Source organism: Wenzhouxiangella sp. YN1, assembly GCF_056324145.1.
Map to the genome: position 1 here is coordinate 71,823 of NZ_JBJNIO010000154.1, position 26,543 is coordinate 98,365.

The following is a 26,543-nucleotide window of genomic DNA, read 5'->3' on the forward strand; positions in this document are numbered from 1 at the left end:
CTTGTGTGCTCAGCGCGGCCAGACCGTGCTGTCCATTGCGCCGACGCGATCGAGCGCGCCCTCGGCCTCACGGGCCCAGGTTTGCGGCGAGTCGATCACGATCGGGCGCAGCAGGATGACCAGCTCGGTCTTGACGGTTTGCTCCTGGCGGCTGCCGAAGGCCTGACCCAACAGGGGAATTCGGCTCAGTCCCGGCGTGCCGAAGCGCTTCTGCTCGGACGATTCGCGCATCAGACCGCCGATGACCACGACCTGGCCATTGCGGGCGCGAATGACGCTGTCGGACTGGCGCACGCTGGAAAACGCCAGCGGCAGCGAGGCCTCTTCGCCCTCGACGGTGAAGGTCTTGGTCTGGTCCTTGACCTCGGAGACGGTGGGGTGGACGTGCAGAATGATGTCGCCGCTGCGGTTGATCTGCGGGGTGACGTCCAGGGCAATGCCCGAGAAGAAGGGCGTGAGCTCGACCGAGCTGGCTGCCGTGGTGCTGGCGCCGCCGGTGGCGGTGCGGCCGGTCACGCCGGTAACGAAGAACTCGTCGGTGCCGACCTTGATGACGGCTTTCTGGTTGTTGATCGTGGCCACCCGCGGGCTTGAAAGTACGCGGGTGACGCCCTGGGTTTCGAGCAGCTCGATGAAGGCATTGAAGTTGCCGCTGTCGGCGGTGATCACGGTGCTGCCGCCAAACGCCGAGCTGTCGAAGCCCGAGACCACCTCACCGGGATTGACGCGATAGCCGTCGCCCTGGATCGAGGAGACGCCGTCGTCGAAGATGTTCGGGCCGGCCACCTGGCCAAAGCCGGCCAGGCGGCCGTTGATCTCCTCGAGCGCCTGCCAGTTGATGCCGGAGCGATAGGCGTCGCGCAGCTCGACCTCGACGATCTTGGCCTCGAGGATGACCTGACGCTGCACGCTGCCCTGGATGGCCTCGAGCAGCTCGGCCACGGCGCGCTGTTCGTGCGGCATGGCGCGTACGGCAACCACCCCGGAGATCGGGTTGAGCATGACGTTGCGCCCTTCGGGGCTGTCGAAAATACCGACGATGGCGGTCTGCAGCTGATCCCAGAAGTCGGATTCGCTTTCGGTTTCGATACGTGTGCTGGTGGCCGGGTCCCTGCTGCCCTGGGTGCCCGGCAGGGCCTGCGTCTGGCCGCCGCGCGAGAACTCGTTCTGCAGCGCGTCAGGGTTGTCGGTGGACTGGCCCGAGCTGACGCGGGTGCGCGAGGAGCCCTTGCGGTTGATGTCCAGATAACTGACCTCGTAGACCCGGTTTTCCAGCCGGGGTGGGCGCACGATATAGCTGTTATCGCGGCGCTGGTATTCCAGCCCGTAGATCTCGCGCAGGATGTTCATCACCTCGTCGATGGTGACATCGCGCAACTCCAGCGAGATGGTCTGACTGACGTCGGGATGGACCACCATGTTGAGATCGGTGTCGGCGACCAGGCTCATGAGGAACTGCCGCGCCGGCGCGTTTTCCACCGTGACGTGGAAGCGCTCCTGCGGCGGCGGGGCAAATTCCGGCTCGGGTTCGGGCAGCAGCAGATCCTGCGTTTCGTCCACGTCCGGCGCTTCACGCGCGGCCGCTGCTTCGAGTTCGCTCTGGATGTTGCGGTCGATTTCCGCGGCCCGGTCGCCGGTCGTGGCACAGGCGGTCAGTCCGGCGGCAAGGGCCGCGATGCCGAGCAGGCGTAGCATGGAATAGTCGTTGGGCAGCATCAGTTTCTCGGTTCGTCGGGGTGATGGGTCAGGTGCGTATCAATGGTCAGTTCGATTGCCTGGCCGTCGCGCTCGAGCACCACGCGGCCGGGCTCGATCCGCTGCACTTCGGCGCCTTCGATGGTGTCGCCGGCCTGCAGGCGCTGGCCATCGATGATGGCGATTCGTCGCTGCGAAGAGAGCAGTATCGACTGCAGGTGAAACGGCGTGCTGGCGCGGGTCTGCGCACCCTGGTCAAACCAGGCGGCGACCTCGGCCGCGCTTGGGGGCCGGGTGGGGTCGCGCAGTACGGTCTGGCCAGCGGCCGGCAGGGCAATGGCCAGTGCGATGATCACGGTGAGGATGCGCATGTTTACACTCCCAGCCAGCGGTCGTCGAGAGTCACGCTGTAGAGCATCAGCTCGATCCGGTTGACCGGCCATTGCTCGACGTCGAGCTGCAGCGACTCCCAGAAGACGCCGCGCGGCAGCTGCGCGGTGCGCTCGAGATAGTCGCGAATGCCGTGGAAATCACTTTCGATCACGACGCGCACGCGGTGGACGAACAGGCCGGGCACCGGATCGCCGGAGGCGTTGTGCAGTCGACCGGGTTCGATGTTTTCCAGGGCAATGATGTCCACTCCGGCGCGTTGCGCCAGCAGGCCGGCAAGAACCGAAACCGATTGTCTGGGCGTGGCCACGCCGCCGTGGCGCTCGGCCAGCTGCACTTCCAGGGCTTCGATTCGGCCTTCGAGCATCTCGCGCTCCTGCTCCAGCGCGCGATCGGGATCGTGGCCGCGCGCGCTGGCGAGCTGCTGCAGGTTGTCGGTCAGCGCGCTTACGCGCCGGCTGACCTCGGTCAGCTGGGTGTTGGCGTTCTCGCGGCGTTCGCCAAGCGGCTGCATGGTGGAAAAGTCCCACAGCAGGATGATGACGGCAAAAACGGCCAGCAGCAACAGCCCCCGCTCGCGCAGGCTCATGGCGTTGATGCGTTCGGTCAGCTGCTTGATGCGTTCACGCGGAGTCATTGTTCTTCCCTTGCCGCGGTGGAAATGGTGAACTCGACGCCGGGTCGGTCGTCGGCGCGCTCAGCGATGTGCACCTGGCGAAAACCCATGCCGGAAAACTCCTCCGAGGCGGATAGCTCCTCCAGCCAGGCAGGAATGAGCCGGGCTTCAAGGGCGTTGCCGCTGACGGCAAGCGCCTGACCCTGGTCGGCCATGTGAATGCCGGTCAGCCAGACGCCCGCTGGCACGCGGGCGGCAAGCGCGTCAAGACGGCGGCGCAGGTCGAGTTCGGTGGCGGGCATGCGCCGCTTGAGCACCGCCAGGCTCTCGCTCAGCCCTTCGCGCCGCGCGCGCAGGCGCTCGACCCGGGCGGCAAGCGCGGCATCGGGCTCGTCGGAGGGCATGTTCGCCTGCATCTGCGTGACCTGATCGACTGCGCGCTGCTCGGCCTGCTGCTGGCGCTCCAGCTCCGCTTCCAGACCGGCAACGCGCTGGCCGACCAGCAGCGACCACAGGATCAACAGCATGATCAGGCCCAGGGCAAGCCAGGCAATGGTCTGCGCCGAAAAGACGATTCGCTCCTTGCGAAAGATCGGCTGATAGAGGTTGATCTGTTGATTCACAGGCTCAGCTCCTCCTGGCGCAGCGCAGCGCCAAGCGCAATCAGGAACTCGGCCAGATGCTGGTCGGGCAACTCCACTTCGCTGTCGACGATGTCTTCGGCGCGATAGCCGGCCACGTCCAGGTTCAGGCTGCCGCTGAGTGATTCAACCAGGCCCTGGTGGGCGGCAAAACCGGGCAGGACGCTCAGCGCGGCAACCGGAGGCTGGCTGAAGTGGCTATCGTAGTAGTCCAGCGAGCGCTGCACCTCGAGCGCAATCTGATCCTGAGCGGCTTCAGGTTCGTCGAACAGCTGATTGCTGCCGGTCTCCAGCCGCCGGCTCAGGTACAGGCTGCCCTGGCGGGTGATGGTGATGATGCCGTGTTCCTCTTCGAGATACAGCATGGCCACACCGCGAACGTCGGCCTCGAGTCGGGCGGCGAGATTGCGCAGCGCCATTTCCGTGATGTCGATGACTTCAAGCGCGAGGTCGGCACCCTCGATGGCGTCGATGTACTCGCGCACGTCGCGCGCCCGGGCCGCCACGACGTACATCATGGCCTGCCCGCGGGGCCGATTGCTCTGGCCCGGGATTTCGAATACGTCGATGACGGCATCGTCGATATGAAAGTCGATCAGGTTGCGTACCTTCCAGCGCACCGCCGCGCGCAGCTCCGAAGGCTGCACGCCGGGCGCTTCGACCAGCAACAGATCGTAATGCCCATCGGCCAGCACCAGGTTGATGGCGGAACGTCGGCCCGGTGAAGCCCGCTGTACGACGCGCTCCAGGTCGTCGTCGCCGGACAGTGTCGTGCAGCGGGCCGCCAGCAAGCGTGGCTTGCGACCTTTCTGGTCGTCGAGGGTGGCCGTGGCGAGCACGCGGGGCGTCAGGTGAAGCCCGGTGACGGCCTGGCTGCGGGCGCGCTTTCTGAACGGATTCAAGCTGTTTTCCCCTTTTGCTGCGGATGCCGGGTGCGGCCATGAGAGTGATCGTCGGCAATGCGCTGCAGGCTCATGACCTGTCTGCAGGATACATTCTGTCTCTGTCTCCCGGCTTGGGTCCATGGTCTCTGTCGGCGTTGGCGAAGATGGCGGTTTGATTGCCTGCTGTGATTTCTGATGCAAGATGCATGCCCGGTCATGCGTGCTGTGATGCGTATGCCGCGGCAGGTTAAACAGATGTGATTCATCGCGCAATTTCCGGGTAGCCGAAGAGGTGCTGGGCGCGGTTCAGATTGTCGACCTTCGACAGGTTCTGCAGGCTTGAGCGTGACGCGTGCACAGTTGCTGCCTTGCAGCGGCCCGGTTGGGCCCGTCCTGCAGAGGTTGGTCGGGCTTGTTAGTATCGTTGGCAGTCATCGTGCTGCCGGTCACGGATTTCTGGAGATCCCGTCATTGAGTTGACGCTCGGATCCGGGACCGTGTGCGCATTGCAAAGATACCGCATTCGAGCGCTGCCGGCAGCGAGTTCAAAACGGCACATGCCAGGAGATGCCCACACTACATGTCAAATCAGGCACGTCATTCAAAGAAACAGAATTTTGGCCGTGACCCCGTCGAGGTTCGCGACACCGATCACTATCAGAAAGAGTATGTCCACCGTTTCGTCGACAAGTGGGATGAGCTTATCGACTGGGACGCCCGCTTCGACAGCGAAGGCGACTTCTTCATTCAGCAGCTCAAGGACCGGGGAGCAGAGCGCGTTCTGGATGTGGCCACGGGCACGGGCTTTCACTCCGTTCGCCTGATCGAGGCCGGCTTTGAAGTCAGCAGCGTCGACGGTTCGGCCGAGATGCTGGCCAAGGCGTTCGAGAACGGGCGGCGGCGTAACCATATCCTGCGTACCGTCCAGGCCGACTGGCGCTGGCTCAACCGCGACGTGCACGCCACCTACGATGCGGTGATCTGTCTGGGCAATTCATTCACGCATCTGTTTTCCGAGCACGATCGGCGCAAGGCTCTGGCGGAGTTCTATACCGCCCTCAAGCACGACGGCTGCCTGATCCTGGATCAGCGCAACTACGATGCCATGCTCGACCATGGCTTTACCTCGGCGCACAAATACTACTACTGCGGCGACGAGGTCAGCGCCGAGCCCGAGCACGTCGACAGCGGCCTGGCCCGCTTCCGCTACACCTTTCCCGACGAGTCGGTCTTCCACCTCAACATGTACCCGCTGCGCCGCGATTACACCCGCAGGTTGATGAAGGAGGTCGGCTTCCAGACGGTCACCACCTACGGCGACTTCGAGGAGGATTCCGGCGTGACCGGGGAAGAGCCCGACTTCTTCATCCACGTTGCCGAGAAGAAGTATGTCTCGCCGGAAGAGCCCGGCGACACGAACGCGGAATGATCAGCAGGAACGGATGAACCAAGGAGCAGAACATGAGTGAACAGGCGTATTCCCGCGCAGTGCAGACCGCGCGTGACTACTACAACAGCGAGGATGCCGACAACTTTTACTACCACGTCTGGGGAGGGGAGGATATCCACATCGGTCTGTATGCCTCCGACCACGACCCGATTGCCGATGCCAGCCGGCGGACGGTGGCGCGTATGGCCGAGCTGCTGGATCCGTTGCGCGCCGATCACAGGGTCCTGGATCTGGGTGCCGGCTACGGCGGGTCGATGCGCTATCTGGCGCAGACGTTCGGCTGTCGCTGCACGGCGCTGAACCTCAGCGAGGTCGAAAACGAGCGCGATCACCAGAAGAACGCAGAGCAGGGCCTGGATCACCTCATCGAGGTGACCGAAGGCGACTTCACCAATCTGGCCCAAGCGGATGCGTCCTTCGACGTGGTCTGGTCGCAGGATGCGATTCTGCACTCCGGTGATCGCGCCCGCGTCTGCGCCGAGGCGGCGCGCGTTCTCAAGCCCGGCGGCCGGCTGATTTTTACCGATCCGATGCAAGCCGACGATGCGCCGGTGAACAAATTGCAGCCCATTTACGACCGCATTCACCTGGACTCGCTGGGCTCACCCGGATTTTATCGGGAAACACTCACCGAGCTGGGGCTCGAAGAGCTGAAGTGGGAAGATCATGGCGAGCAGCTGCCCCGACACTATGCCCGAGTCAAACAAGAGCTCGAAGCCAACGAGGACGAGCTGCGCCGACGTGGCGTCAGCGACGACTATATCCAGCGCATGAAAACCGGCCTGCAGCACTGGGTCGACGGCGGTGAGGCCGGCTATCTGGAGTGGGGCATCTTCCTGTTCCGGAAGCCCGCCTGATGCGCGCCGTTGTTTCAACAAGCGTTTGGTGACAACCGGCGTAATTGGGTATAATGGAGGATTGCCGCCGGCGAAACGCTGGCGGCAATCCATTTACCTAGGAGAGGTGCCAGAGCGGTCGAATGGGCTCGCCTGGAAAGCGAGTGTACGGTAACCCCGTACCGAGGGTTCGACCCGAGCGCCAGCGAGGACGATGCGCAGCCGACGGAGTCGGCGGAGCAACCCGCAGCGCAGCGGAGGGCAAGCGCCGACAGGCGCGCAGTCAATCCCTCCCTCTCGCGGCCCGTCAGGGCCGCCCGCCGCGAGGCGGTTGAATTGGCTGGAACAATTGGAGTTTTAGGAGAGGTGCCAGAGCGGTCGAATGGGCTCGCCTGGAAAGCGAGTGTACGGTAACCCCGTACCGAGGGTTCGAATCCCTCCCTCTCCGCCACATCAAGAACCCCGCTCCGAGCGGGGTTTTGTGTCCCGGCCTCCGCGGCCGCGGATCAAGCGTATACAATTCACGAGACCGAACGGAGAGGTGGCAGAGCGGTTGAATGCACTGGTCTTGAAAACCGGCAAGGGCTAGCGCCCTTCGGGGGTTCGAATCCCCCCCTCTCCGCCATTATTGAAAGCCCCGCCTTGTGCGGGGCTTTTTAATGAGAAGGCCCCCACCAGCCCGACCCCAGCACCTGATTGACCCGCTGCCGCTGCTCCCTTCCGGGCCTGACGGGATTGACGGGAAAACCAGTGTGGGAAGACCGGTGGAGGCCAGACGATATTATCCCATTGAAGCCGTCGACCTGGCAAGTCGATTGCCGCATTCCGGCGTTCCGGTGCCCCGGTCCGGGGTATCTTGCGGACAATTTGTTCGTGTAAACTCCGGGGGCGACTGGCGGCGCGCCGGTCGGGCGGCGCGCTGCACGCGCCAGCAATCCATACAGCGGTAGTCGATCAGTGAGTTATCAGGTTCTTGCCAGAAAGTGGCGTCCGCGCAACTTCTCCGAGCTGGTGGGGCAGTCCCATGTCGTCAAGGTGCTGGGCAACGGCCTGGCCGAAGGACGGGTCCACCATGCGTTTCTGTTTACCGGCACGCGCGGGGTGGGCAAGACGACCATCGCGCGTATTCTTGCCAAATCGCTCAACTGCCAGCAGGGCGTGACCAGTACGCCTTGTGGTGAATGCGAGAACTGTGTGGCCATTGATGAAGGGCGGTTCGTCGATCTGCTCGAGATCGACGCCGCCTCGCGAACCAAGGTCGACGATACCCGCGAGCTTCTCGACAACGTGCAATATGCGCCGACGAGCGGGCGCTTCAAGGTCTATCTGATCGACGAAGTGCACATGCTCTCGCGCCACAGCTTCAACGCCCTGCTCAAGACGCTCGAAGAGCCGCCCGACCACGTCAAGTTCGTGCTCGCCACGACCGACCCGCAGCAGATACCGGTCACCATTCTCTCGCGTTGTTTGCAGTTCAACCTGCGCCGTCTCAATACCGAAGAGATTGGCGGCCAGCTGCGCCGCATTCTGGAGGCAGAAGGCGTTGAGGCCGACGAGGCGGCCGTGGAACTGCTGGCGCGGGCGGCCGACGGCAGTATGCGCGACGGGCTGAGCCTGCTCGATCAGGCTCTGGCCGGCAGCGGGCGGCTGCTGGAAGCCGAAGTTCGCGACATGCTTGGCAGCGTCGAACAGCGTCATGTGCACGCTATCCTCGAAGCCCTGGCTGGTCGGGATGCGGCCGCTGCGGTGGCGGCGGTCGGCGAAGTCTTCGCGCAGGCACGCGGCATGGGCCAGCTGCTTGCCGATCTGGCCGAGGCGCTGCACCGCATCGCGCTGATCCAGCAGTTGCCCGACTATCGCGACGACAGTCGTGCTGATTGGGATGAGCTGGTGGCGCTGGCCGCAAGTCTGGATGCCGAGGATGTGCAGCTGTGGTATCAGACCGCGATAATCGGCCGGCGCGATCTGCCGCTGGCGCCAACGGAGAGAAGCGGCTGCGAGATGACCATTCTGCGCATGTTCGCCTTTCAGCCGGCCGAGCCGTCGCCCGGTTGCGATGACGGCGACGGGCAGGCGACGGCTGCGACACCGTCGACATCGGCAGCATCAGCGGGTGCGGCTGCGCCCGCTTCCGGCGCCAGCGCGGCGCCGGTGGCCGCCGCGCCTGCGGAAAACCAGCCGGCGACGCCTGCCGGTTCCGTGTCGGCCGCGGCGCCGGTTGCCCTGAGCCCGGAGTCCTGGCCGCGGGTGCTCGAGGAGCTGCCGCTGAGCGATTCCTTTCGAACCGTGGCTGCCATGCTGGTTGTTGCGCGCTTTGATCGCCCCAAGGTCGGGTTTACAGCCGCGCGTGACGATATGGTGTTCATCAGTGAACGTTTTCGTCAGGCGCTCGAGCAGGCCATCACCGAGTGGGCCGGCGAAAGTCTGAGGATCAGCATCGAGCCGGTCGACACGGCGCTGGAAACGCCTGCCGCGCTCGAACAACAGCAGATGGCGCGTACCCAGGCCGAAGCCGAGGAGGCCATCGACGGCGATCCATTCGTTCAAGGCCTGGTAGAGCAGTTCGACGCACAGGTTGTGCGCGAATCGATTCGTCCGATCAACACACGGAGCCACTGACAATGAAAGGCAATATGGCGCAGCTGATGCAGCAAGCGCAGAAAGTTCAGGAAGATCTCAAGAAGGCGCAGGAAGAGCTGGCCGAGCTGGAAGTGACCGGCGAGGCAGGAGGCGGCCTGGTCAAGGTGCAGATGAATGGTCGGCACGAAGTGCGCCGGGTGAGTATCGACCCGGAAATTGGCGACGACCGCGAAATGACCGAAGACCTGGTGGCTGCCGCCATCAACGACGCAGTCAGCCGAATTCAGGAAACCACCAGGGAGCGCATGTCGGGGCTGACCGGCGGGTTGCCGATGCCGCCGGGGTTCAATCTCTGAGGCCTTCTGCGGGCGTGAGCACCGATCCATTCGATGAATTGCTTGCGGCGCTGCGCTGCCTGCCGGGCGTGGGCGCACGCTCGGCTCAGCGCATGACGCTGCAGCTGCTCGAACGCGATCGCGAGGGCGGTCGCCGCCTGGCGCAGGCCCTGGACGTCGCCATGCGCGAGATTCGCCGCTGCCGCCGCTGCCGCAACTTCACCAGTGACGACGAGTGCCGGATCTGTGCCAGCGAGCGGCGCTCCAGCAGGGTGCTGTGCATTGTCGAAAGCCCCGGCGATGTGCTCGCCATCGAGGCGGCGACCGGGTTTGACGGGCGCTATTTCGTGCTGCTGGGTCGGCTGTCGCCGCTGGATGGCATCGGGCCGGAGGATCTTGGCCTGGAGCTGCTGGCACAGCGCCTGGACAAGGAGGGCGTGGCCGAGATCATCATTGCCACCAACACCACGGTGGAAGGCGAAGCCACCGCCCAGTACCTGCGAGAAATGGCTCAGGCGCGCGGTATTCGCACCACCCGGCTGGCTCAGGGGGTGCCGCTGGGGGGCGAGCTCGAGCATACGGATCGCTCGACGCTGGCACACGCCTTCAGCTCCCGCCTGCCCCTGAGCTGAGAAGGCCCCCGGCGCCGGGCCGAATTGGCTTGGCGCCGGGGAGGCTCATGCTCACCCTCAGTCGTCGGCAGTCGTATCGCCGCCCACTTCGATGCGCTCACGGTTCTGGTCGAGCGTGCGCAGCCCGATGCCCTGCACATTGACCAGCTCGTCGATATGCTCGAAGGGACCGTTGTTTTCGCGATAGTCAACGATCGCCTGAGATTTGCTGGCGCCGACGCCGTCAAGCACCTCGGCCAGCTGTTCGGCAGTTGCGGTGTTGATGTTGACGCTCATCTCCTGTGCCAGCCCGCTCTGGGCCACGGCGAGGGCGAGAATGCCTGCAATCAGTAGCTTGCGAATCATGTTCTCTCTCCTTGCTGCTTTGTGTGGTTTTGGCTGATGCCGCCGGGTGTGCCCGACGGAGCCTCATTGTTGGCAGGCCGGGCAGGGCGCGGCATTGGCAAAACGACGTGCCGGCGTGTAATCAAATCGCGATCGACAGGATCGGAATTTTTCCTTCTCAGGTTTTGAGAAAGCCCTGTGCTGGAATGCCCCTGTAGCCGAAAGAACAGGAGATTTCAGCATGAGCAAGCGTGTAGGCAGCCATAGGTTGCGCGACGAGATTGTGGGCAAGACCGTCAGCGGCGTGATTGCCCGTCCCGGTCGCGCCGGCGAACCGCCGGTCGTGATGATGATGCGTTTCGATGACGGCAGCGTGGTCGAGTTTGTCTCGCCGCGCAGTGATCGTCTTCTGCGCCGGGCTGTGCGCTCGACCGGCGAGGTCGCCGGCCATGACCAGCCGCAGCTTCCCCTGACTGGCCTGGCGGCCTGAATTGCCGGCCGAAGCCGGGCAAGCAAGGGTGATTGTCGTCACAAAACAGCGAGTTGGGGCCGTTTGTGGCCGTTATCCACAAAACCTGTGGATAACCTTGTGGGCAAAATTGCGCTGCATGGCTGTTGGCCGGCATTCAAGCACTTTGATCAATTTGTGGCCAAACCATCAAAGAAGAGAAAAAACAGTGATTTACAATATGTCAAGGTGGTTTTCATCGGGCCTGGCAGCGTGAAGATTCTGTCAATGTCGGAATCAACCAGTTGTGCATAACATTCGAAGATGCTGCTTCATGAAGATGCCGTAACTGCTTGATTCATGGTTTTCATGGCCCGCCGTCGCCGTCATTGGCTTCAGCCAGGCCAAGCGCCGCCGGCCAGGCGGCCAATTCACGCCACAAGGCCTCCTGCTCAGGCCGCTGTTGCATCAGCACTTCGAGTTGCTGGCGGTACTCGTCCAGGCGGATGCTGGCCAGTTCCGGGTCGTCGAGCAGGCGCTTTTTGCGGTATCGCTCCCACTGTTGGCGCTCCGCGGTCGACAGGGAGTCCGGCCACAGACGGGCGCGATAGCGCAGCAGCAGCTCGTTGAGGCGCTCGTCTTCGAAAGGGGCGTCCATTCCGGCCAGCTGCCGGGGCTCGAGCTGCGGCACGCGTGCGATGACCGGGCGGTCGCCGCGGGGCGGGAAGCCGCCGTACAGGTCAAGCTCCGGGTCGATGCCGTCAACCGCTCCGCGCTCCGCGAACAGGCCGCCCAGCCGCTCATCAAAACCTGGGGTCTCACGCAGCAGCTGCGCTCGGTTGGCGAGCTCGTCGAGCTCGATGCCGAGCGCGCCGGCCCGACTGTGTTCGAGCACGTTCATCGGCGCCAGCATGGGGCAGCGGTTGTTGCGCACCAGCTTGACGGGCACGCGCTGCTCGCCTTCGGGCAGGTCGGCGGCGGCAGTCCAGTAGCGGTCGGCGAGCTCGTCGCGGGTGAATTCCAGAAACGGGCGTGGATCGACGTTGAGGTTCCACACCAGCCACTGGCTGGGAATGTGCGGGTGGCGGCCGATCGGCAGTACCGGGGCGACGCCGCAGCCGGGCAGGGCGGGAAAACGCGACGAGGCATGCAGCAGCGGCTGCCCGGCAGCGAGCAGGTCGTCCACGCGCTGGCGCTGGCGCAGGCCGAGCGCCCAATTCCACAACCGGGGCTGGTGTTCCTTCAGGCGCGTGGCCATGGCCAGGGTGAAGTCGACATCCGCCAGGGCGTCGTGGGCCCGGCTGCTGTCCATGCCGTTGGCGGCGGCGAGATCCTCGAGACGGAAGCTGGGTTTGCCGTCGTCGTGGTCGGGCCATTCGATGCCGTCCGGGCGCAGGGCGCGCGCTAGGCGCAGCAGGTCGATCAGGTCGAAGCGGCTGTTGCCGTTGGCCCACTCGCGCGCATAGGGGTCGATGAAGTTGCGCCAGAACAGGTGGCGTACCACCTCGTCATCGAAGCGAAAGTTGTTGTAGCCCACCGAGCAGGTGGCGGGCCGGCTCATCAGGCGGAAGACGCGCTCGGCGAACTCGTTTTCCGGCAGCCCGCGCTCGCGTGCGGTCTGCGGCGTGATACCGGTGATCAGGCAGGCCATTGGCTGTGGCAGCACGTCGTCGGCTGGCCGGCAGTAGAACACCTCGGGCTCGCCGATCGGTTCGAGTGCCGCGTTGGTGCGGCGGGCGGCAAACTGCGCGGGGCGGTCGCGGCGCGGATCGGCACCGAAGGTTTCGAAGTCGTACCAGAGGAAGGTTTCGTCTTTCATGGCACCGCATCATTTCACACGGGCGCGCTGAAGACCAGAAGCCGGCCGGGAGAGGCCCGGAAGTCGCGCGCGAACCTGTCTTGCCCGGCGTGGTCGGATATCATTGATTGGCGCATGCATTCGCATGTCAGCCAGCCGTTGAATCGAGCAAGGAGTCAGAAGGCATGACAGAAAAGGCGACTTTTGGAGCCGGCTGCTTCTGGGGCGTCGAGGTGCGCTTCCGGGAGATGCCGGGGGTGACTGACGTTGTCGTTGGCTACACCGGCGGCCACGTTGACAACCCTGATTATCAACAGGTATGCAGCGACAAGACCGGGCATGCCGAGGCCTGCGAGGTTGAGTTCGACCCGGAAGCAATCTCCTACGAAGCGCTGCTGCGGGCGTTTTTCGAGCTGCATGATCCGACTCAGGTCAACGGCCAGGGGGCAGATCTTGGCAGCCAGTACCGCTCGGTGATTTTCGCCCACGACCCGTCCCAGCGCGAGACCGCAGAGCAGGTCAAGAGCGAACTGGATGACAGCGGTCGTTTCAAGCGCCCGATTGCCACGTCCATCGAGCCGGCAAAGACATTCTGGCCGGCTGAAGACTACCACCAGCGTTACCTGGAAAAGAATGGCGGCAGCTGCGCGGTTTCAGGGTCCTGAAGACCTGCCGCCCCGCCTGATTCTGGTTCGCCACGGGCAGGCCAGCCTGGGCAGCGACGATTATGATCGTCTGTCTGCATGCGGTCATCGTCAGGCGCGCCGCCTGGCCGCACGGCTGGCGCCCCGGCATGGTTCCGGAGCGATTCTCTGGTCGGGTACGCTGCGACGCCATCAGCAGACGCTGGCACCGCTTGTTGCCGACGCAGCCGGGGTGCGGCGCAGTGGCGACCTCGACGAGTTTTCGACCGATGGATTGGTGCGCGCGGCGCTGGCGTAGGCCGCGGAGCTGGGGCTCGAGCGGCCGCCCCGGTACCAGCTGCTCGATCCGGTGCGCTATCTCGATGAGCTGCTGGCCTGGTTCCCGCGGGTGCTGGCTGCCTGGCAGGCCGGCGGATTGAGCGACCCTGAAGCAGGCACCTGGGCGGCGTTCCAGCAGCGGGTGATGCGCGCCTCCAGCGAGTGGGAGGCCAGTCTGCGCTCGGGCAGCAGCGTGATTGTGGTGAGCTCTGCCGGCGTCATTGCCACCCTGCTGGCCGGGCTTGTGGCGCAGGATCTGGCCTGGCAGCGCGAGCTGGCCGTTGCGCTGTACAATGCGTCGGTCAGCGAGCTCGGCTTCGAAGACGGCGCCTGGCGCATCGAGACGCTCAACTGCGTGCGCCACCTGGAGGCCGGGCCGCTGCGAACACGGGCCTGATCGCGCCCGGGTGGCCTGCTTGCCATGACTGTGGTGCATCAACGCGGTTGCCCGGCAATGACTGGAAACCGGGCGCCGAGTGCAGTATTTTGAGGCCACGCCGTCGGTTTCCGGCTGTCGAGGGTCCGGGCAACGCTCGGGGCAGGGCGGCAACCATCACCAGGGCGGCCTGTCCTTACGCTATCGGGGGCTTTTGAAGTGAATCATCCGCAACGCGCCATGAAGGGATTGATTGCCGCAGCGACGCTGGCCCTGTTGTGTCTTGGCGCGGCCGATGCCAGTGCCCAGGTCTATACTTATGTCGACGAAGACGGGATCACCGTCTATACCGATCGCAAGCCCGAAAACCCAAGCTACAAGGTGCGCAACCTGGGCTGCTATGGCACCTGTCGCAAGGGCGTGGACTGGCAGAAAACGCCGCTGATTCCGGGTCTGTACCAGACCGAGATTCATGCCGCCAGCGAAAGCTACGGCGTCGACGCTGCCCTGGTGCGCGCCATCATGCATGCCGAGTCCTGGTTCGAACCTGAGGCGGTGTCACGCACCGGTGCGCAGGGTCTGATGCAGCTGATGCCCGGCACCCAGCGCCGCTTCGGCGTTTCCAATCCTTTCGATCCGCTCGACAACATCACCGCCGGCGTGGCTTATCTGGCGTGGCTGGGCGAGGAGTTCAGCGGTGATCTGGAGCGCATCATCGCGGCTTATAACGCCGGCGAGAACGCGGTTCGTCGCCATGACGGCATTCCGCCATTTCCTGAAACCCGCGAGTATGTGCGGCGGGTGAATATCCTCTATCGGCGCTACAGCCAGTCCTGACGCCGGTTATTGGCCGCGCGGGAAGTCCACTTCGAACCTTGCGCCACCGGGTCGGTCGGCAGCCCGAACGCGGGCGCCGTGCCGTTGGGCAATCAGCCGCACGATGTACAGGCCCAGTCCCAGATGAGCGCCGTCGCCGCCGCTGCGTGAGCTCACCATCGAGTCGAAGATGCGCTCGGATTGCCCGGCGGGCAGGCTGGGGCCGGGGTTGTCGACCTGCAGGCAAACGCGTTCGCCGCGGCGCAGGACGCGCAGGGTGATGCGGCTGCCTTTGGCGCTGAATTCGACGGCATTTTCCACCAGCTTGTCGAGCATCTGGGCAAGCTGCTCGCCGGATGCGGCGATTCGTGCCTCGCCGGGCGCCGGCAGTCGGGCGGTGAAGCGGCGGGCGACAAACGTCTGACGGCAACCTTGAACGTACTGCTCGACGAGCTCGCCGAAATCGATCGTTTCCAGCGCTTCGGCGGCAAGGCTTTCTTCGATGCGCGCCGCCTGGCTCATGGCCTGAAACATTCGCTGCAGGCGTTGGCAGCCCTGATCGGCACGCTGCAGGTAGCGCTCCCGCGATGGGGCATCGTCGACTTCGCCCAGGTTCTCCAGCGATGAGCGGATCATGGCCAGCGGCGTGCGCAGCTCGTGAGAGAGTTTGTCGGCCAGCGTTTGCAGGTAGTCCTGATGCTGGCGCTGGCGTTCGACCATGGCTGAAAGGCTGCGCCCCAGGTCGCCGATCTCGTCGCCGTGCGTTGGCGCCGGCAAGGCTCTGTGCACCCGGCCATCGCGGTCGATGGCCGACTCCGCGGCGTTGCGCAGGCGGCGGATGCGGCCGGAAAGGCGTGCGGCAAAGCCGATCAGAGCGGCGGCGACGATCAACATGCCGGCCAGGCCGAAGACGAACAACTGCAGCAGTGAGCGATAGGCGCGCGCCATGAAGCGGTCGGCGGGGCGCTCGATCACGACATGTGCGCCGACCCTGCCGTTGCGCTCGATCGGCGCGCTGGCGCTGACCACAAAGCCGCTGCCCGATGGCTGTTGATACCAGCGCGCGCCCGGCTGTGGGCCAGCCTTGTCGAGTTGGATCCGGTCGCGATTCTGGCCGCGCTGCGGTGCATTTCCGGGCAGTACGCCCAGCAGCCGCGCGGCGGTCGTGGCCAGCAGCCAGCCGGTGGTTGGCGCCGTATTGTCGGCGGTCTGCGGGTGCTGGCGCTCAGCGCGCGCAATCACCCAGCCGTTGGCCCCGGCAAGCCAGGCGCGGGTGCCCTCGGGCAGGCGCGCGGCCAGCTGCTGCGACAGGTCGCGGGAGGGTCGAATCAGGGGGCGCAGGCCAGCGGTTCCATGAACACCGGCCGGCGATGCTGCCGCCTGGCTGTCGATATCGACCACGCGCAGGTCCAGGGCGCTGATCCGGTCGGGCTGGTCGATGGCCAGTTCGATGCGCCAGCCACGCTCGGTCGGCTGCAGCGCTGCCCGGGCGCGCAGGCCCTGGTTGTCGTCGCGCAGGGCAAGCCAGCCCGGCGCCAGCGGCTTGACCGGCAGTTCGCCGTGCCCTTGCGCAGATCGGATTCCGACCATCAGGTGGTCGCCGGGGCGGCCGTCCGGGCCGCCCAGCACGAGCGCGTCGTCTTCGACCTCCACGAGCAGGTGCAGGCTGCCGCGATAGTCGGCCAGGACCACGCGGGCGCTGCCGCTGGCAGGCTTCGGGCTTGTCAGCGGCTGGGCTTCGTCGAGCCAGAGCGCCCAGTCATCGGTGTGGCCATCGATCACGAAGCCGTTTTCGGCTCGGTGCACGAACAGCCCGTCGGCAGCGGGCAGTTCGATTTCGCCGGCCGCAATCTCGGCCGCCAGAGAGCGGGCGGTATCGATCAGAGTCTGCTGGTAGCTGTCGCGCAGTGATCCTTCCAGCGCGCGCACCAGCTGCCAGCCCGCCAGCGGCAACAAGAGCATCAGGGCCGAAATCAGGGCCAGCCGGGCGCGTAGCCTCACCCCGCGGCCTGATGGCCCGGCCGCCAGCGGTAGCCGGCACCGTGGACGGTCTCGAGCCGGTCGAAATCTGCATCCAGCGCTTCGAACTTGCGCCGGATGCGCTTGATGTGCGAGGTCACGGTGGTTTCATCGACCAGCAGGCTGGCGGCGTCCATCAGCTGCGAGCGGCTCTTGACGTGGCCGGGGCGCTCGAGCAGGCAGTGCACCATCCAGAACTCGGTCACCGTCAGGTTGACCGGATGACCACGCCAGCGCACCTGCATGGTGTCGGGCTCGAGCTCGATCGAGCCCAGCCGCAGCGGAACATCGCGGTTATCCGGCGCGCGCACCGCATCGATGCGCCGGAACAGGGCGAGGATGCGGGCCAGCAGATGCTGGTTGGAGATGTCCTTGGTCAGGTAGTCGTCGGCGCCCAGGCGCAGCCCCGAAACGGCATCCAGATCGCTGTCGCGCGCGGTCAGGAAAATGATCGGCAGGCTGGCCGAGCGCTGACGCAGGGCGCGACACAGATCGAATCCGCCCTCGGGCTCATTGCCCAGCCCGACGTCGATGATCACCAGATCGGGCAGGGGGCCGGCCAACGCCGCCTCGGCCTCGTCGCGGCGCGCGTAGCCGCGGGTGGCAAAGCCGTAGCGCTCGAGGGCCTCGCGATAGTTTTCGCGCAGGCTGTCTTCGTCTTCGACGATGGCGATCAGTCGCTGGGACATCCGGAAGGCCTTGCAGTTTTGCCTCGCCCGCTGCGGGGCGGCCGCCACAAGTTTGCCACATTCGATCAGGATTCCGACAGCGCATGGCAGGTCATCTGCCACCTCGCTGCGCTGAAATGGCGCCCATCGTTTCCATCGGGAGTTCGTTTCATGTTGCGCCTGTCGTTGCTGTTGCTGTGGTTGGTTCTGGGTCCGGCGTTTGCCGCGGAGTCCGGGTTGTGGCTGGAGCACTCTTCCTCCGGCGAGCGTTCGGCGGCGCTGTCGCTGGCGACGAAGGTGGATGTTCAGGTCACCGGTACGCTGGCGCTGGTCGAGCTGCGCCAGCAGTTTTTCAACCACACCGGAGACTGGGCCGAGGGCGTGTATCGCTTTCCGCTGCCTGATCGATCAGCCGTAGAGCAGCTGCAGATTCGCTTGGGCGAGCGTCTGATCGAGGGCGAGATCCAGGAAAAAGGGCGGGCGAAGACGACCTACGAAGACGCTCGCCAACAGGGGCGGATTGCCGGTCTGGTCGAGCGTGATCAGAGCAATCTGTTCGCGACGCGGGTGGCCAATATTCCGCCCGGAGAAATGGTGGAGATCCGGATCGGTTTCACTCAGGCGGTGGCCTACGAACACGGTCAGTTCCGGCTGCAGTTTCCGACCACGTCAGCACCGAATTTCCGGCCCGGCCGGGAATTCGAGCGCGCACTGCAGCGCGGTCTGCAGGCGCTGCCGGGCGACGAACTGCCGCAGCGCCCGGTCGAGCTGACCGTAACGCTGCGCCCGGGCCTGCAGTTGAGCGCTATCCGCTCGAGCCATCACGCCGTCGACGTCACGGACCTCGGCGGTGAGTGGCAGGTCACGCTGGCTGACGGAGTCGATGTCTCCGGGCGCGACTTCGAGCTGATCTGGGAGCCTGAACAGACCGGTGCGGCCGCGAGCGCCGCCTTTGCCGAGTCGTTCAATGGTCACGAGCACGTCATGCTCACGCTGGTGCCGCCGCAGGCTTTCGAGGCCGATGCCACGCCGCGCGCGGTGACTCTGGTGGTGGACACCTCCGGCTCGATGTCCGGCGATCCGATAGCGCAGGCGCGCGAGTCCCTGCGCTATGCCCTGGCCAGCCTCAAGCCCGGCGATCGCTTCAATGTGATTGCCTTCAACCACCGGGCGCAAGCGCTGTATTCACGGCCGCGAGCGTTCAGCCAACAGGCGCACCTTGAAGCCGCCGAGTGGGTGGATGCACTGGCGGCCGGTGGCGGTACCGACATGGGCCCGCCGCTGAATCTGGCTCTGGCGGCGCCGGCCGCGCCCGGTTTTCTGCAACAGATCGTTTTCATCACTGACGGCATGGTGGGCAACGAGCGCGAACTGCTTGAGCGAGCGCGTGGCGAGCTGGGCCGCGCCCGCCTGTTTGCCGTCGGCATTGGCCACGGCGTCAACGGGGCCTTCTTGCGCCGGATGGCCGCGGCCGGTCGAGGCAGTTACACCGCGATTGCCGACACTGCATTGATTGCCGAGCGCATGAGCGAGCTGGTGCTCCAGCTTGAAAGCCCGGTGATTCATGACCTTGAAGTCGAGTGGCCCCGGCCGGTCGAGTTCTACCCGCAGACGCTGCCCGATCTCTACGTCGGACAGCCGCTGCGGGTGATGGCCCGCGCTGATCGGCTCCGCGGCGACGTGGTGGTGCGCGGAACCAGCAACGGACGGCCGTTCGAGCGGGTCGTGGCGCTGGAAGCCTTTCAGCCGGCGCCCGGCGTGGCTGCCCAGTGGGGGCGCTCGCGTATCGCGGCACTGGAAAATGGCGCCCCTCCGGCACTTGCGCCCGGGCAGGTGGCCGACCAGGTGCTCGACACCGCTCTGGCGTACTCGCTGGTCAGCTCGCAGACCAGCCTGGTGGCGGTCGATCAGACGCCGGCGCGCAGCCGCGAAATCGCGCTCGAGCGTCACGCGCTCGAGACCGGCCCCGCCGCCGGGCGTTCGCCCGGCCTGCAGGCCATGCCGGCAACCGACGGCGGCAGCGTGGCGGCGGTTGTGCGCGGCGCGGTGGCCCTGCTGCTGGTCGGGCTGTTGTTGTTCCAGCGCCGTATCCATCGCGGCGAGGAGGAATGAGCATGCGACGGCTGACGATCATTGCGCTGCTGTCGCTGGCCGGCTGGCAATTCGGCTCCGCCGGCTGGACTCAGGGCAAGGCCTGGCTGGGCCAGTTCCTGCTGGAGCGCGCCTGGCAGGAAGCCCGCGGAAGCGACCGAGCGGTTGCCCCCTGGCCGGGTGCGGTCAGTCATCCGGTCGCGCGCCTGCGCATGCCGCGGCTGTCCATCGATCGCCTGGTGCTCGATGGTCTGGAGACACCGGTCATGGCCTGGGGCCCGGGCATGGCGGTGGGCGAGGGCGGCCATCACGTGCTCGCGGCCCATCGGGATACGCATTTTTCCTTTCTGCGGGCGGTTGCGCCGGGCGATCGCTTCGAGCTGATCGCGGCGGATGGTCAGCGCCAATGGTGGCAGGTCGAGACCGTCCGCGTGGTCGATTCGCGCCGGACAGGCATCGACCTTGGCCTGCCCGAACGGGCGATGACGCTGATTACCTGTTATCCCTTCGACGCGCCGGTTGCGGGCGGCCCCGAGCGCCTTGTCGTGCACCTGCGCCCGCTCGACTCGACGAAGGAGGCTGCTTCATGACTGTTTTGTGTATTGACGAACTCTCAAGCGAGCTCAAGCGTCGCTGGGGCTGGGATGCTGCCGCCAGCCATGTTCCGGCAGACGCCGAATGCCCCCTGCCCGGGGTAGTGCAGACAGCGCTCCGTGGTGGCGCGAATACGCGGTGTTCGCGCGCGCCCCTGCCGGCGTGGCTGGAACCCGCGCACGGCTTTGATCGACCGCCCGGAATCAAGCCATTTCATGGCAAGTCCGCGCGGGCCATGGGTTAACATGAGATCCGAGTCAAGCGGAATGATTCAGGAGTGTACCCAGCGTGACCGAAGCCAGACAGATCCCGATTGCCCTCAAAAGCGGGCAGAAGATTCAGAAGCCGCAGGGCTTTACCGCCATTCGTGACGGCATCAAGGCGCGTGCCGGCGCCGAGCCAGCACCGGTTGGCCGCAAGCCCTCCTGGCTGCGGGCAAAGCTGCCCCAGGGCGGCAAGTACGAGAAAGTACGGCGCAACGTCAACGATCACCGCCTGGCCACGGTCTGCCAGGAATCCAAGTGCCCCAATATCGGCGAGTGCTGGTCCAACGGTGTCGCCACGATCATGCTGATGGGCGATGTCTGCACGCGCGCCTGCCGTTTCTGCTCGGTTGATACCGGCAACCCGCGTGGCTGGCTGGACGCCGAGGAGCCAGCCAACTCCGCCGCTTCGGTGCGGCTGATGGATCTCAAGTACGTGGTGTTGACCTCGGTTGATCGCGACGATCTTGAAGACGGCGGAGCCGGGCACTATGCCGCCTGCGTGCGCGAAATCAAGAAGGTCAATCCGCACACCGCGGTCGAGGCGCTGACGCCCGACTTCCAGGGTCGTTTGCACGATGTTGAAACGGTGGTCGATTCCGGACTGGAAGTCTTTGCGCAGAACGTCGAGACGGTGCGTCGCCTGACCCATCCGGTGCGCGACCCCCGCGCCGGCTATGAGCAGACGCTGAAAGTGCTCGAGCATGCCAAGCTCCACAAGCCGAAGGTGCTGACCAAGACCAGCCTGATGCTGGGCCTGGGCGAGACCACCGAGGAAGTCATCGAGACCATGGATGACTTGCGTGCCATCGGCGTTGATATCGTCACCTTCGGTCAGTATCTGCAGCCGACCGTCAATCATCTGCCGGTCGAGCGTTTCGTTACGCCCGAAGAATTTCTTGAGCTGCGGGAAATCGGGCTTGAGAAGGGCTTTCTGGAAGTTGTTTCCGGTCCGCTGGTGCGTTCCAGCTACCGCGCTGACAGGGTTTTCGAGAAAAACAACTGCGGTATTGATTCCGACGTGGCCTGAGCGGGCGCTTTGCCGTGCCCGAAAGCCTGAGCCCCGATGAATACGAAAGCTACCTTGAGCGGCTGGCCGAGCTGCTCGCGCGTGCGCGACGGCAGCAGCGTACGCTGACCTATCTGGAGGTCGCCGACGCGCTGGGCATGCCGGGGCCCGGACGCATTCACAAGACCACCCGCCTGCTCGAGACGCTGCTTGCCCGCGACGCGGAAGCGGGGCGGCCGCTGCGAGCCGCGCTGGTCGTCAGCCGCACCGGCAGCGGGCGGCCGGCCAGAGGCTTCTTCGAGCGCGCACAGCAGTTGGGGCTGCATGACGGTCACGACCCTGAAGGCTTTCATGCCCGACTGCTCGCGCAGCTGTTCGCAGAGCGCGGGGGCTGACGGCGCCACCGCTGCCGGCCCGCTGGCGGCTCGGGCTTGGTGTAATATCACTGGCCTGCGCCCAGCTGCGCAAATCTCTCAACTTCAGGGAGCCCTGCATGATCAGGCAAACGCCATTGGCCGGCCTTGCTGGCCTGTTACTGAGTTTTTTTCTTGTGGCCTGCGACCGCGAGCACGCACCAGCCAATGCAAGTGACGAGATAATGTCTGAATCCCGATCCGAAAATCAGTCCGAAACCCGACCCGACAACACCGCCCGGAAATTGCCCGAGCCGCCAATGGCCGAGCAGCGCGAACACATGGTCAGCGCCCCCGCCGGCGAGCGCGCTGACCCCTGGTACTGGCTGCGCGACGACACACGCCAGGATCCTGACGTGCTTGCCTACTTGACGGCAGAGAACGATTACGCCGATGCCGTACTGGCCAACCAGTCGCAGCTGCGCGAGACTCTGTTCGAGGAGATGCGCTCGCGCGTCAAGGAAAACGACAGCAGCGTGCCGTATTTTGACCGCGGCTACTGGTATTCCACGCGCTACGAGGCCGGTCGGGAGTATCCGATTCACGTTCGCCGCCGCGGCAGCCTCGAGGCCGAAGAGGAGATTCTGCTCGACGTCAACGAACTGGCCGAAGGGCACGATTTCTACAGCGTTGGTGATCGCGACGTCAGCATGAGCGGTCGCTACCTGGCCTGGCTGGAAGACGCGGTGGGCCGTCGGCAAGTACCGCCTGTATATCCGCGATCTGACTACCGGTGAGGATGTCGACACCGGCCTGACGGGTATTTCCAGCGTGTCCTGGTCAGCCAGCGACGAGGTGCTTTACTACGTCGAGAACGAACCTGAAACCCTGCGTTCTTGGCGCGTTCGCCGCTACCACGTCGGCAGTGGTGAGCCGGGCGAGATCGTTCACCAGGAAGACGACACGGCGTTCTACACCAGCGTGTCGCGAACGACTTCAAACGCCTACAACACCGTCTATCTGCGCTCGACCGTGGCCAGCGAGATGCGTATTGTCGAGGCGGATGCCCTTGACCAGCCGCTGCAAGTCTTTTTCCCGCGCGAGCGCGATCACGAGTACCAGGCCGATCATCTGGGTGATCGCTGGCTGATTCGCAGCAACTTCCAGGCGCCCAATTTCCGCATCATGAGCGCACCTGTGAACGAACACGCTGATCGTGCCCGCTGGTCGGATGTTGTTGCCCATCGGGATGAGGTGTTCATTCACGACTTCGACGCCTTTGATCAGTTTCTGGCGGTGAGCGAGCGCTCCAACGGCCTGCGACAGATCCGGATACTGGATTGGGGCAGCGGCAACTCCAGGCTGCTCGAGTTCGACGAGCCCGCTTATACCGTCGTGCTCGGCACCAATCTTGATCAGTCGGCCGGGACGCTGCGCTTTGTCTACTCCTCGTTGACCACGCCGACGAGTACCTGGGAGCTGGATGTGGCCAGCGGCGAACGCACTCTGCTCAAGCGCGAAGAGGTGCCCGGAGGCTATGCGTCATCGGACTATCGCACGCGGCGCGAGTGGGCCACTGCCCGCGATGGCACCCGGGTGCCGGTGTCCATCCTGCACCACCGGAATACGCCGCTCGACGGCACCGCGCCGCTTTATCAGTACGCCTATGGATCCTACGGTTTCACCAGGGACCCGTCGTTTTCAACAGCGCGCCTGAGCCTGGTCGACCGCGGCTTCGTGTTCGCCATCGCGCATGTCCGCGGCAGTCAGGTGATGGGGAGGCATTGGTACGAAGACGGGAAAATGCTCAACAAGATCAATACATTCAATGATTTTGTTGATGTGACAGATCATCTGGTGCGGGCGGGCCTGGTCGACGGTGACCGCGTTTTTGCCGTCGGCGGCAGCGCCGGTGGCCTGCTGATGGGCGCGATTGCCAACCGCGCACCCGACCGCTATCGCGGAATTGCAGCCCACGTGCCGTTTGTCGATATCGTCACGACCATGCTCGACGAGTCGATCCCGCTGACCACCAACGAGTTTGACGAATGGGGCAATCCAAAAGATCCCGAGTACTACGAGTACATGCTTTCCTACTCACCCTATGACAATGTGGTGGCGCAGGACTATCCGGCCATCCTGGCAACGACCGGTCTGTGGGACTCGCAGGTGCAGTACTGGGAGCCAGCCAAGTGGGTAGCGCGGCTGCGGGTGAACAAGACCGACGATAACCCGCTGCTTTTGCGTACCGATATGGATTCCGGACACGGTGGCGCATCGGGACGCTTCAGGCGCCTGGAGCAGACGGCGCTGGAGTACGCCTTTTTCCTGGACCTGGCCGGGCAGGTGGAGGCCGGCACGGATCGCGGTTGAGGCTCGGATTCGGCGATAAAAAAACCCCGCGCGAGGCGGGGTTTTTTGTGTGGCGGAGAGAGAGGGATTCGAACCCTCGATGAGGCTATAAACCCCATACTCCCTTAGCAGGGGAGCGCCTTCAGCCACTCGGCCACCTCTCCGTAAACTGATTGTATCCGCCGATCGAAAACCACCGGATCGACAGGACGCGCATTGTACCGCAAGCGTTGCCGGGGTGTTGGTCGACTTCAAGCGCGCAAGGATAGCGATAAAAACGCTTCGGGTAAACCCCGGGGGATCAGGAATTTCGCGATAGAATGAGTCTTTGACCCGCTTGAACATCCAAGGAGTATTTGTGGAAGGCAACGGCAAAGCGGCACCGCGACAGTCTACGCGCAGCATCGATTTCTTTCGGGGGTTTCTGCGCAGCCCCGAGCAGGTCGGTTCGATCATTCCCAGTTCGCGCTTTCTCGAGCGGCGCATCATCAATACGTCCCGGGTGGCTTCGGCCCGGACCGTGGTCGAGCTGGGCCCCGGCACCGGCGGCACAACGCGCGCCATTCTGGACGCCATGCCGGCCGACGCACGTCTGCTGACCATCGAGCTCGACCCGCAGTTCTCCTCGATTCTGGAGGGGATCGGCGATGCGCGGCTGACGGCACACACCGGCAGCGCCGTCGACCTGGCGGAAATCCTCGCCAGCTACGAGCTCGACGCGCCTGATGTGGTCATTTCGGGGATTCCGTTTTCGACCATGCCGCGTGAGGTCGGGCTGGCCATCATTGCCGCCATTCGCGACACCCTGGCGCCGGACGGGCGCTTTGTCGCCTACCAGTTTCGCGGTGCGGTTGGGCGTCTCGGTGCCGAGGTCATGGGCAAGCCCGACGTCGAGCTGGAGGTGCTCAATGTGCCGCCCATGCGCTTTTATACCTGGCAGCGTGAGGCCGTTTCAGGCGGGTGACAGCCCGAGAATGGCGTTGGCGATCGAGAAGTAGATCAAGATGCCGCCGATGTCGGCCACCGAGGTGATCAGCGGCGTGCTGGCGGTGGCTGGATCCAGGCGCAGGCGGGTCAGCAGAAAGGGCAGCAGCACGCCGATCATCGAACCCATGACAATGACGGCCACCATCGTCAGGCTGACCACTGCGGCGAGCTGAAGGCCCAGCTCCGGGCCGCCGCGCCACATGCCCACGCCGGCCACCGCCAGCCCCATGGTTGCTCCCAGCATGACCGCGACGGCCAGTTCCTTGCCCCAGATCCGCAGCCAGTCGCCGGTGGCGACATCCCCGGTTGCCAGCGCGCGCACCATCAGTGTGGCCGACTGGCTGCCGGCGTTGCCGCTGCTGTCGATGATCAGGGGCAGGAAGAACACCAGCGCAATGACGGCTTCGATGGAATGCTCGAAGTAGCCGATGGCCAGCCCGCTGACCAGGTTGACGGCAACCAGGATCAATAGCCAGCCGATGCGTTTGCGATACAGAAAGGTGGAACTGGCTTCGCGGACCGGCACGTTGAGGCGCCCGCTGGCGCCGAACTTGTGAAAGTCCTCGGTTGTTTCCTCTTCGGCGACGTCCATGATGTCGTCGACGGTGACAATGCCCAGCAGGACGCCGCTGCGGTCGGTGACGGGAAGGGTGTTGATGTCGTAGTGCTGAATGGTCTGGACTGCCTGCTCGCGGTCGGCATCGGCTTCGATCCGGATGACTTCTTCATCCATCAGGTTCTCGACGCGGATATCCTGGCGCGCCAGGATGAAAGCCTTGAGCCGCAGGGCATCGAGCAGCTTGCCGCGCTGGTCGGTGACGAACACGAAGTTGATCGTCTCGCCGCGGTGGGCCTCGTGGCGAATGTGGTCGAGCGCGCGGGTAATGGTCCATTCCGGTCGCACGGAAACATAGTGCGTCGTCATCAGGCGACCCACCGATTCTTCCGGATAGCCCAGCAGCTTCAGCGACTGTTTCAGGTCTTCGGGGCCGAGCAGCTTGAGAAAGCCTTCCAGATCCTGCGGCGCCAGGCTTTCCAGAAAGGCAGTGCGGTCGTCGGGCAGCAGCTCCCTGAGGATTTCCCGGGCCTCATCGGGCTCGAGCAGGTTGATGACTTCAAGCTGAAAGCCGTGGCTGAGATAGGAGAAAGTACCCGCGCGTCGTTCGGCCGGCAGGGCGCGCAGCACCTGGGCGTGCCGCTCGACCGGCATCTGGGAAATTGCTCCGGCAATGTCCTGAACCGCGACGACTTCGAGCTTTTCGGCCAGCGCCTCCTCACGCCCGAGGTTTTGCAGCGTCAGCAGCTCGGCAATCACGTCTTCATCTGACATGTGCTGATCCTCAAGCTTGGGGCGACGGGCCAGCAGTATAGGTCGGCCACCCCGGCTGTCAAGCGGCGCCAGGGATGGTTGAGCAAAACCTGGT

Annotated in this window: 26 protein-coding genes, 3 tRNA genes, 1 other RNA gene and 1 pseudogene; 19 read left to right on the forward strand and 12 right to left on the reverse strand. The window is 64.7% G+C overall.

Annotation, left to right across the window (positions count from 1 at the left end):
* Positions 1-9: 9 nt before the first annotated feature.
* From mshL to pilM, 5 genes are read right to left on the reverse strand one after another with little or no spacing between them, the layout of a single operon-like run.
* Complete coding sequence (gene mshL / locus ACEWQZ_RS10160; protein WP_476482979.1) at positions 10-1,716, reverse strand: pilus (MSHA type) biogenesis protein MshL; 1,707 nt, start codon at positions 1,714-1,716, stop codon at positions 10-12.
* Positions 1,716-2,066: a general secretion pathway protein GspB gene (locus ACEWQZ_RS10165; RefSeq protein ID WP_476482980.1), complete on the reverse strand. Its 351-nt coding sequence runs from the start codon at positions 2,064-2,066 to the stop codon at positions 1,716-1,718. Before ACEWQZ_RS10165 ends, mshL begins: the two co-directional genes overlap by 1 nt.
* A gap of 2 nt (positions 2,067-2,068) precedes the next feature.
* Positions 2,069-2,722, reverse strand: a complete 654-nt coding sequence (gene gspM, locus ACEWQZ_RS10170; RefSeq protein WP_476482981.1) for a type II secretion system protein GspM — start codon at positions 2,720-2,722, stop codon at positions 2,069-2,071.
* Positions 2,719-3,324 carry a PilN domain-containing protein gene (locus ACEWQZ_RS10175; RefSeq protein ID WP_476482982.1) on the reverse strand — a complete coding sequence of 202 codons (606 nt, stop codon included), beginning with the start codon at positions 3,322-3,324 and terminating at the stop codon, positions 2,719-2,721. The genes gspM and ACEWQZ_RS10175 overlap by 4 nt, the downstream gene beginning before the upstream one ends.
* The gene (gene pilM / locus ACEWQZ_RS10180; RefSeq protein ID WP_476482983.1) at positions 3,321-4,244 is read right to left on the reverse strand and encodes a type IV pilus biogenesis protein PilM; all 924 of its coding nucleotides are present in this window, start codon (positions 4,242-4,244) and stop codon (positions 3,321-3,323) included. Before pilM ends, ACEWQZ_RS10175 begins: the two co-directional genes overlap by 4 nt.
* Before the next feature lie 562 nt (positions 4,245-4,806).
* Between pilM and ACEWQZ_RS10185 the strand changes: the two genes are divergently transcribed.
* The 4 genes from ACEWQZ_RS10185 to ACEWQZ_RS10200 all read left to right on the forward strand — a co-directional run bounded on the left by ACEWQZ_RS10185 (position 4,807) and on the right by ACEWQZ_RS10200 (position 7,137).
* Positions 4,807-5,655: a glycine/sarcosine N-methyltransferase gene (locus tag ACEWQZ_RS10185; RefSeq protein WP_476482984.1), complete on the forward strand. Its 849-nt coding sequence runs from the start codon at positions 4,807-4,809 to the stop codon at positions 5,653-5,655.
* Between the two features lie 32 nt (positions 5,656-5,687).
* Positions 5,688-6,533 (forward strand): SAM-dependent methyltransferase, encoded by an 846-nt coding sequence (locus tag ACEWQZ_RS10190; protein ID WP_476482985.1) that lies wholly within the window; start codon positions 5,688-5,690, stop codon positions 6,531-6,533.
* A gap of 339 nt (positions 6,534-6,872) precedes the next feature.
* Positions 6,873-6,963 (forward strand) — tRNA-Ser (locus tag ACEWQZ_RS10195).
* Between the two features lie 84 nt (positions 6,964-7,047).
* Positions 7,048-7,137: transfer RNA gene (locus ACEWQZ_RS10200), tRNA-Ser, on the forward strand.
* Positions 7,138-7,181: 44 nt separating this feature from the next.
* On the opposite strand, the gene ffs is transcribed toward ACEWQZ_RS10200, so the two are convergent.
* Positions 7,182-7,279, reverse strand: an RNA gene (gene ffs, locus ACEWQZ_RS10205) — signal recognition particle sRNA small type.
* Positions 7,280-7,469: 190 nt separating this feature from the next.
* On the opposite strand from ffs, the gene dnaX reads away from it, so the two are divergent.
* From dnaX to recR, 3 genes are read left to right on the forward strand one after another with little or no spacing between them, the layout of a single operon-like run.
* Positions 7,470-9,131, forward strand: a complete 1,662-nt coding sequence (gene dnaX / locus ACEWQZ_RS10210; RefSeq protein ID WP_476482986.1) for a DNA polymerase III subunit gamma/tau — start codon at positions 7,470-7,472, stop codon at positions 9,129-9,131.
* Positions 9,132-9,133: 2 nt separating this feature from the next.
* On the forward strand, positions 9,134-9,448 hold the full coding sequence (locus ACEWQZ_RS10215) for a YbaB/EbfC family nucleoid-associated protein (protein ID WP_476482987.1): 315 nt from the start codon (positions 9,134-9,136) through the stop codon (positions 9,446-9,448).
* Positions 9,449-9,462: 14 nt separating this feature from the next.
* Positions 9,463-10,059 (forward strand): recombination mediator RecR, encoded by a 597-nt coding sequence (gene recR / locus ACEWQZ_RS10220; RefSeq protein WP_476482988.1) that lies wholly within the window; start codon positions 9,463-9,465, stop codon positions 10,057-10,059.
* 57 nt (positions 10,060-10,116) lie between these two features.
* Here recR and ACEWQZ_RS10225 read toward each other — a convergent pair whose 3' ends face one another.
* Entirely contained in the window at positions 10,117-10,404 is a 288-nt protein-coding gene (locus ACEWQZ_RS10225; protein WP_476482989.1) for a ComEA family DNA-binding protein, read from the reverse strand.
* A gap of 220 nt (positions 10,405-10,624) precedes the next feature.
* Between ACEWQZ_RS10225 and ACEWQZ_RS10230 the strand changes: the two genes are divergently transcribed.
* Entirely contained in the window at positions 10,625-10,873 is a 249-nt protein-coding gene (locus ACEWQZ_RS10230) for a hypothetical protein (RefSeq protein WP_476482990.1), read from the forward strand.
* Between the two features lie 325 nt (positions 10,874-11,198).
* Here the strand turns inward: ACEWQZ_RS10230 and sbcB are convergent, their stop codons facing one another.
* The gene (gene sbcB, locus ACEWQZ_RS10235) at positions 11,199-12,650 is read right to left on the reverse strand and encodes an exodeoxyribonuclease I (RefSeq protein ID WP_476482991.1); all 1,452 of its coding nucleotides are present in this window, start codon (positions 12,648-12,650) and stop codon (positions 11,199-11,201) included.
* Positions 12,651-12,814: 164 nt separating this feature from the next.
* Between sbcB and msrA the strand changes: the two genes are divergently transcribed.
* The 3 genes and pseudogenes from msrA (at position 12,815) to ACEWQZ_RS10250 (ending at position 14,804) form a co-directional block, all read left to right on the forward strand.
* Complete coding sequence (gene msrA, locus ACEWQZ_RS10240; RefSeq protein ID WP_476482992.1) at positions 12,815-13,294, forward strand: peptide-methionine (S)-S-oxide reductase MsrA; 480 nt, start codon at positions 12,815-12,817, stop codon at positions 13,292-13,294.
* A pseudogene (locus tag ACEWQZ_RS10245) lies at positions 13,263-13,988 on the forward strand (histidine phosphatase family protein). Before msrA ends, ACEWQZ_RS10245 begins: the two are co-directional and overlap by 32 nt.
* Positions 13,989-14,207: 219 nt before the next feature.
* Complete coding sequence (locus ACEWQZ_RS10250; RefSeq protein WP_476482993.1) at positions 14,208-14,804, forward strand: transglycosylase SLT domain-containing protein; 597 nt, start codon at positions 14,208-14,210, stop codon at positions 14,802-14,804.
* 6 nt (positions 14,805-14,810) lie between these two features.
* Here ACEWQZ_RS10250 and ACEWQZ_RS10255 read toward each other — a convergent pair whose 3' ends face one another.
* Together ACEWQZ_RS10255 and ACEWQZ_RS10260 are read right to left on the reverse strand one after the other, a co-directional pair.
* Positions 14,811-16,784, reverse strand: coding sequence for an ATP-binding protein (locus ACEWQZ_RS10255; protein ID WP_476482994.1), 1,974 nt, complete (start codon positions 16,782-16,784; stop codon positions 14,811-14,813).
* Entirely contained in the window at positions 16,781-17,491 is a 711-nt protein-coding gene (locus ACEWQZ_RS10260; protein ID WP_476482995.1) for a response regulator, read from the reverse strand. Before ACEWQZ_RS10260 ends, ACEWQZ_RS10255 begins: the two co-directional genes overlap by 4 nt.
* Positions 17,492-17,641: 150 nt before the next feature.
* Here ACEWQZ_RS10260 and ACEWQZ_RS10265 point away from each other — a divergent pair, with 150 nt between their 5' ends.
* The 7 genes from ACEWQZ_RS10265 (at position 17,642) to ACEWQZ_RS10295 (ending at position 24,153) form a co-directional block, all read left to right on the forward strand.
* Positions 17,642-19,582, forward strand: coding sequence for a marine proteobacterial sortase target protein (locus tag ACEWQZ_RS10265; protein WP_476482996.1), 1,941 nt, complete (start codon positions 17,642-17,644; stop codon positions 19,580-19,582).
* A 2-nt stretch (positions 19,583-19,584) separates the two neighbouring features.
* The gene (locus ACEWQZ_RS10270) at positions 19,585-20,151 is read left to right on the forward strand and encodes a sortase domain-containing protein (protein ID WP_476482997.1); all 567 of its coding nucleotides are present in this window, start codon (positions 19,585-19,587) and stop codon (positions 20,149-20,151) included.
* Entirely contained in the window at positions 20,148-20,399 is a 252-nt protein-coding gene (locus tag ACEWQZ_RS10275) for a hypothetical protein (protein ID WP_476482998.1), read from the forward strand. The genes ACEWQZ_RS10270 and ACEWQZ_RS10275 overlap by 4 nt, the downstream gene beginning before the upstream one ends.
* Before the next feature lie 44 nt (positions 20,400-20,443).
* Positions 20,444-21,448 (forward strand): lipoyl synthase, encoded by a 1,005-nt coding sequence (gene lipA / locus ACEWQZ_RS10280; RefSeq protein WP_476482999.1) that lies wholly within the window; start codon positions 20,444-20,446, stop codon positions 21,446-21,448.
* 14 nt (positions 21,449-21,462) lie between these two features.
* Positions 21,463-21,822, forward strand: a complete 360-nt coding sequence (locus tag ACEWQZ_RS10285) for a hypothetical protein (protein ID WP_476483000.1) — start codon at positions 21,463-21,465, stop codon at positions 21,820-21,822.
* A gap of 203 nt (positions 21,823-22,025) precedes the next feature.
* On the forward strand, positions 22,026-22,577 hold the full coding sequence (locus ACEWQZ_RS10290) for a hypothetical protein (protein ID WP_476483001.1): 552 nt from the start codon (positions 22,026-22,028) through the stop codon (positions 22,575-22,577).
* Positions 22,578-22,602: 25 nt separating this feature from the next.
* The gene (locus ACEWQZ_RS10295) at positions 22,603-24,153 is read left to right on the forward strand and encodes a S9 family peptidase (protein WP_476483182.1); all 1,551 of its coding nucleotides are present in this window, start codon (positions 22,603-22,605) and stop codon (positions 24,151-24,153) included.
* Positions 24,154-24,203: 50 nt separating this feature from the next.
* Here ACEWQZ_RS10295 and ACEWQZ_RS10300 read toward each other — a convergent pair.
* Positions 24,204-24,296: transfer RNA gene (locus ACEWQZ_RS10300), tRNA-Ser, on the reverse strand.
* Between the two features lie 173 nt (positions 24,297-24,469).
* Between ACEWQZ_RS10300 and ACEWQZ_RS10305 the strand changes: the two genes are divergently transcribed.
* Positions 24,470-25,096: a class I SAM-dependent methyltransferase gene (locus ACEWQZ_RS10305; RefSeq protein ID WP_476483002.1), complete on the forward strand. Its 627-nt coding sequence runs from the start codon at positions 24,470-24,472 to the stop codon at positions 25,094-25,096.
* Here ACEWQZ_RS10305 and mgtE read toward each other — a convergent pair.
* The gene (gene mgtE / locus ACEWQZ_RS10310; protein WP_476483003.1) at positions 25,085-26,449 is read right to left on the reverse strand and encodes a magnesium transporter; all 1,365 of its coding nucleotides are present in this window, start codon (positions 26,447-26,449) and stop codon (positions 25,085-25,087) included. The genes ACEWQZ_RS10305 and mgtE overlap by 12 nt on opposite strands.
* Between the last annotated feature and the right edge of the window lie 94 nt (positions 26,450-26,543).